The organism is Calidithermus terrae, from assembly GCF_003574345.1.
Lineage (GTDB): Bacteria > Deinococcota > Deinococci > Deinococcales > Thermaceae > Calidithermus > Calidithermus chliarophilus.
In genome coordinates, this window is the sequence record NZ_QXDL01000255.1 from 1 (window position 1) to 5,057 (window position 5,057).

The 5,057-nt window shown below is 70.4% G+C and carries 6 protein-coding genes; 4 read left to right on the forward strand and 2 right to left on the reverse strand.

Annotation, left to right across the window (positions count from 1 at the left end; translation table 11 throughout):
* Positions 1–343 precede the first annotated feature (343 nt).
* Positions 344–691 (forward strand): ribosome silencing factor, encoded by a 348-nt coding sequence (rsfS, locus tag Mterra_RS18695; RefSeq protein WP_119316516.1) that lies wholly within the window; start codon positions 344–346, stop codon positions 689–691.
* Positions 692–756: 65 nt separating this feature from the next.
* Here rsfS and Mterra_RS18700 read toward each other — a convergent pair whose 3' ends face one another.
* Both Mterra_RS18700 and Mterra_RS18705 read right to left on the reverse strand, forming a co-directional pair.
* On the reverse strand, positions 757–1,497 hold the full coding sequence (locus Mterra_RS18700; protein WP_119316517.1) for a ZIP family metal transporter: 741 nt from the start codon (positions 1,495–1,497) through the stop codon (positions 757–759).
* A gap of 89 nt (positions 1,498–1,586) precedes the next feature.
* The gene (locus tag Mterra_RS18705; protein ID WP_119316518.1) at positions 1,587–2,291 is read right to left on the reverse strand and encodes an alpha/beta hydrolase; all 705 of its coding nucleotides are present in this window, start codon (positions 2,289–2,291) and stop codon (positions 1,587–1,589) included.
* Between the two features lie 122 nt (positions 2,292–2,413).
* Here Mterra_RS18705 and Mterra_RS18710 point away from each other — a divergent pair, with 122 nt between their 5' ends.
* The 3 genes from Mterra_RS18710 to Mterra_RS18720 form a co-directional block, all read left to right on the forward strand.
* Entirely contained in the window at positions 2,414–3,205 is a 792-nt protein-coding gene (locus Mterra_RS18710) for a DUF4388 domain-containing protein (RefSeq protein WP_119316519.1), read from the forward strand.
* A gap of 56 nt (positions 3,206–3,261) precedes the next feature.
* A complete protein-coding gene (locus tag Mterra_RS18715; protein ID WP_119316520.1) occupies positions 3,262–4,641 on the forward strand; it encodes an alanine/glycine:cation symporter family protein in 1,380 nt (459 codons plus the stop codon).
* Positions 4,642–4,732: 91 nt separating this feature from the next.
* Positions 4,733–5,057: flavoprotein (locus tag Mterra_RS18720; RefSeq protein ID WP_275054845.1), on the forward strand; the 325-nt coding region annotated here is incomplete at its 3' end.

The window sequence follows — 5,057 nt, forward strand, 5'->3', positions numbered from 1 at the left end:
GAACCCTGCGGCCAGATAGCCCACCAGGGGCGGCAAGCCCAGCGCACTCGCCCCCAGCCCCAGCACATAAGCTCCCAGCACCCACAGGGCTTCCATGAAAGGAGTTTATTGGGTAGGCGGGCGGTTGGAAAATGAGCAGCCCGACGGGTGACCCCAGCGGTCACCCCCCCGCCGTCAACCCGTGGCCCGTCGAGGGCCGGGGCATTTTGCGTACGGCGTACGACGTAGGACGCAGGACACGCGTTTTGCGTTTTGCGTCTTGCGTTTTGCGTCCCGCACCCACCCCGCCCCCTTAGCCAATTGCACACATTTTTCCAACCCACTTGCGCTACACTATTGGCAGATGGTGAAAACACTGGATACTACCCGAAAGATCGAGTTGATCCGCCAATCCCTGGAAGACAAAAAGGCTGAAAACGTGGTGGCTCTGGACCTGCGGCAAGCGTCCGAGAGCCTGGATTTCTTCGTCATCGCCACCGGCACCAGCCGCCCGCACCTCGAGGCGCTCGAGCGGGCGGTGCGCGATCGGCTGGAGGACGAAGGCCTGTCCCCGCTCCACGTCGAAGGCCCCAGCCAGCGGTGGATCCTGCTCGACTACGGCGAGGTGTTGGTGCACATCATGACCCCCGAGGCCCGCGAATACTACGACCTCGAGGGCTTCTGGACCGACGCCCGCCGCCTGAGCGCCTGAGCCCGGCCCTTCAAAGGACAGGGACAGAGGCACCCCGCCTCCCCTGTCCTTTCGCTTTGCCGCGGCTACCCGGCGATGAGGAACTGGAAAGCCACCATCGCGGCCACCGAGACGGTGAGGGCCGTGGCCACGCTGGACGCGGGGGCGTCCTCGAGGGCTTCCGGCAGGATCTCCGCGACCGCGAGCCAGATCATGGCCCCGGCGGCGAAGCCCAAGCCGAAGGGCAGCACCGGCCGGAAGGCCTCGACGAACAGGAAGGCGGGGACGGCCATCAGGGGCTGGGGGAGCGAGGAGAACACGCTCCACCACGCGGCCCGGAGCACGGAAACCCCCTTGGGGACCAGCACCAGGCTGATCGCCAGCCCTTCGGGGATGTTGTGCACCGCGATGGCGAGCGTGATGAACACGCCGAAGGCCTCTCCCCCGCCGAAGGACACCCCCACCCCCACGCCTTCGGCGAAGGAGTGCACCGTCATGATGCCCACCAGCAGCAGGGCCTTGCGCGAGTCCAGCACGCCGAGGTTGCCCAGCCGGAAGTCCGGGTAACGGCCCAGCAGGCGGTGGGTGAGGACGATGAAGGCCAGGCCCGCGAGGACTCCCAGCAGCATGCGGGGCAGGCTGTACCCCACCCCTTCGTAGATCAGGCCGAAGCTCGCCGCCAGCATCAGCCCCGCCGCGACCGCGTTGGCGACCCCCAGGGTCCGGCGGCTGAACCCGCGCCGCAGCAGGAAAGGCAGCGTCCCTAGCCCCGTGGCGACGGCGGTCAGCAGGGCGTAGAGGAAGACGGTCAGGGTGGTCGGTCCCACCCGGTCAGCTTATTGCAAGTGATAATCACTTGCAATAAGTGAAGTCCCACTTGCCCGGCTCCTCCCCCATGGCGCGCTCCGGCGAGGCTTCAAGCCCGGTTTTGGGGCGGGAGGACCCGCAGCAGCCAGGCGGCCACGTCGGCCGCGACCTCGTCGGCCTTGGAGTCGAGGAGCAGGTCGTGCTCGCTGTCGTAGACTTTGTGCTCCTTGCTGGCGCTCCCCAAAAGTTCGTAGTAGCGGCGCACCGCGGCCTCGGCGACGGTGCTGTCGTGGCGGGCCTGGAGCACCAGGGCGGGGGCCTTGACCCGCGGCAGGTAGCCCGGCACCAGCCGGGCGAGCTCGAGCACCTCCACGAAGGCCTTGGTGGGGAAGTAGGGGTAGTTGGGGTTGTTGCGCCGGCGCTCGGGGTCGAGCACGGAGTTGGTGCCCTTGCCCCGGCGGATCAGCCAGCTCAGGTAGGGGGCGAAGGGGGCCAGGCGGTCCACGAAGCCCAGGGCGGGCACCAGGGCGACGAGCGCCTCGGTGGGCTCTTCGGCCGCGAGCTTGGCCGCCAGCAGGCCGCCCATGGAGAGGCCGACGACGGCGCGGGGCTGGGGCAGGGAGCGGTAGGCCTCCAGCGCCACCCGGTACCAGTCCTCCCAGCGCACGCCCGCGAGGTCTTCCGGGCGGGTGCCGTGACCGGGCAGCGCGGGCTGCAGCACGGTGTATCCCGAGCGCCGCAGGGCTTCGGGGAGGGGGCCGAGGGTGAGGACGGGGTGCGAGGTGAAGCCGTGCAACACCAGGACGTTGCCCATGGACCAAGTGTAATACCGGCCCGGACCCGCCTCCAAAACCGGACCGTAACGGGGGGTTCACGCGAAGCCATAAATCCCGGGAGCGGCGGGCGTGCGTAGAATGCAGGCGAAAGGGAGAGGCCGTGCTGCGTGGCGACTTGAAGGAGTTCCCGTTGCTCAACCTTCTGCAGACCCTGCAGGGGAGCAAGCGCGACGGCAGCCTCTACCTCGAGCACCCCCAGGCGCCGGCCTGCCTCTCCCTGCGGCAAGGACGCCTGGTCGGGGCCGAGGCCGGGGGGCTGGTGGGCGAGTGCGCGCTGGAGCTGATCGCCGGGATGCGCGCCGTGCCCTTTCGCTTCGACGAACGCCCGGCCCCCGCCGCCCACAACCTCGCGGGCGACCTGGCCGTGCAGCAGCGGCTGGCGCAACAGGTCGAGGACTGGCAGGCACTCGAGCTCCTGCCGCGCGAGTGGGACGAGGTGCTGAGGCTGAAGCCCCGCAGCGGCGAGGTCGAGCTCTCCCTCGACATGGCGAGGCTCGTCACCCTGAGCGACGGGCAGACCGTCGCCGCCGTCTTGCTCGGCGCCGGGATGCCGCCGCTGCAGGTCGCGCGGAAGCTCGACCGCCTGCTGGGGCTGGGGGTGCTCGAGGCCCGCCCCCAGGTGCCGCTGGTGCGGCATAAGCTGATGATCCTGCCGCTGTACGGCACGCCGCCGGGGGTGGCCTATGTGGACGAGGGGCTGTACCCGGAGTGGGGCCCCAGGGCGCGCACCGGCGTGCGGCTCTCGCTGCAGGTGCGCCAGGGGCCCGTCCTGCACTTCCAGGTGCGCCCCAGGCCCAGCCTGGCCGGGCGGGTGGGCCTGAGCGACGCCGACCTGCGCCGGCACCGGCTGGGGCGGGGGCTCGAGGCCGAGGCGTGGTTCGAGCCGGTCTAGGCCGGCTTTCACGCCGGCTCGAGGAGAACGCGACAGGCGGGTGATGAGGGAAGCCTATGAGTTTTGAAGCGATCAATCAGTGGCTCAACGGCCTGGTGTACGGCCCGGTGATGATGCTGGCGTTTCTGGCCGCCGGGCTCTACCTCTCGGGGCACACCCGCTTCTTGCAGTTCACCCGGTTCGGGGTGGCGCTGCGCGAGACGCTGGGGGCCGTCCGCGAGCGCTCGGAGAGCTTCGGCGGGACCATCACCCCCTTCCAGGCGGTGATGATCGCCCTCTCGGGCACGGTGGGCACCGGGCACGTGGTGGGGATGGTGGCCGCCATCCTGTCGGGCGGCCCCGGGGCGGTGCTGTGGATGTGGCTGGGCTACGCGGTGGGCAGCGCCACCAAGTTCGCAGAGGCCACCCTGGCGGTGCACTTCCGCCGCCACTACGCCGACGGCTCGATCTCGGGCGGCGCGATGTACTACGTCCGGCAGGCGCTGGGGCCACGCTGGGGCTGGGTGGCAGGGCTCTTCGCCGTCTTCGCGATGTTCTCGGCCTTCGGCGGGGGCAACCTGGTGCAGGCCAAGACCCTGAGCGAGACGCTGCAGACGAGCTTCGGGGTGCCCCCGGCGATCACGGGGCTGTTGGTGGCGGCGCTCGCCGGGGTGGTGCTGGGCGGCGGCATCGTCGGGGTGGCCCGCTTCGCCTCGGTGGTCTTCCCCCTCAAGCTCCTGCTCTTCGCGCTCGCCGTCGTGCCCCTGCTGGCCGTGTACGCGGAGAAGATCCCCGCGGCCTTCGGCCTGATCTTCTCCTCGGCGCTGAGCCTCGAGGCCGCCGCGGGCGGCGCGGCGGGCTACACGCTGGTGCAGATCTTCCAGGCCGGGATGGGCCGGGGCATCTTCGCCAACGAGGCGGGGCTGGGCTCCTCGGCCTTCGCCCACGCCCAGGCCCGGGTGGACCACCCCGTGCGGCAGGGCCTGTGGGGCGTCACCGAGATGCTGACGAGCTTCCTGGTCACCACCCTCACCGCCTTAGCCTTCCTGGCCTCGGGGGTGTGGGAGGGCTCCCTGGGGGGCTCGCCCACCGAGGCCGCGGTGCGGCTCTTCGAGGCCCACTTCCTGCACAGCAGCGTCCTGGCGGTGCTGCTGATCGTGTTCGCCATGGGCACCCTGATCACCTGGGGCTTTTACGGCGAGGAGGCCGCGGCCTACCTCTTCGGCGAGGGGGTCCGCTGGCCCTTCCGCCTGTGCTACTTGGTGCTGGCCTTCATGGGGCCCCTGGGGGGCCTGGGCACCTTCCTCAGCCTCAGCGACACCCTCAACGGCCTGATGGCGATCCCCAACCTGCTCGCGCTGGCGGGGCTGGCGGGGCTGGTGGGGCGGCTGGTGCGGGGCTTCTTCTCCGGCGAGGCCTGGGTCCCCCCGCGCGGCCGCGACCCCGACGGCCGCTGAGGCTGCCTATCCTCCCGGGCGCTTCTGGTAGAGTCAGGCCGTGAGTGAGAAACCCAAACGGGTCGTGGTGGGGCTCTCGGGGGCTTCGGGCATGGCGTACGCGACCGACCTGCTCCAGACCCTGCGGCGCATCGAGGGCCTGGAGGTTCACCTGGTGATGAGCCAGGGGGCCAAGCGGGTGCTGGTGGAAGAGATGGGCAAGAACCCCGAGGAGGTGGAGGCCCTGGCCCACGCGGTGCACCGCTCGCAGGACATCGGCGCCCCCATCGCCTCGGGCTCCTTCCGCACGTTGGGCATGGTGGTCGTGCCCTGCAGCGCGACCTCGGTCGCCAAGATCGCCTACGGCCTCGCCGACAACCTGCTCACCCGCGCCGCCTACGTCCACCTCAAGGAGCGCCGCCCCCTCATCCTGGTCC